The sequence below is a fragment of the Halomonas sp. ND22Bw genome (genome assembly GCF_003011945.1).
Classification (GTDB): domain Bacteria; phylum Pseudomonadota; class Gammaproteobacteria; order Pseudomonadales; family Halomonadaceae; genus Halomonas; species Halomonas halophila.
On the sequence record NZ_PXWD01000205.1, the window covers coordinates 1 to 427 of the forward strand.

The following is a 427-nucleotide window of genomic DNA, read 5'->3' on the forward strand; positions in this document are numbered from 1 at the left end:
GGCCGGCGGCGCGCACCGCTTCCACTTCCTCGCCGCCGCGGCCGAAGATGAACGGGTCGCCGCCCTTCAGCCGCACGACCACGCTGCCGGCGATGACATGCGCGACAATCAGCGCATTAATCGCCTCCTGCGGCAAGGTATGGCGCGCGCGGCGCTTGGCGACCGAGATACGCTGTGCCGCCGGGGGGGCGAGATCGAGCACGCGCGGGTCGATCAGCCCGTCGTGGACGACGACATCGGCCTGGCGCAGCGCCTCGACCGCGCGCACCGTCAGCAGCCCCGGATCGCCCGGACCGGCGCCGACCAGGATGACGCGCCCGCGCGCCTCGGGATCGAGAAGACTTGCCATGCTCGCCAGATGGGCCGCCGCCGGTCCGCGCGCAAATCATCGCTGCTTGGCAAGCACGTAGGACAGGTTTGCACTCCA

The 427-nt window shown here is 71.2% G+C and carries 1 protein-coding gene; it reads right to left on the minus strand.

Annotated features, from left to right (window positions below):
* The coding region (locus CVH10_RS17700; protein ID WP_369335858.1) for a uroporphyrinogen-III C-methyltransferase at nt 1–349 on the minus strand (349 nt) is incomplete at its 3' end.
* Nucleotides 350–427: the final 78 nt, after the last annotated feature.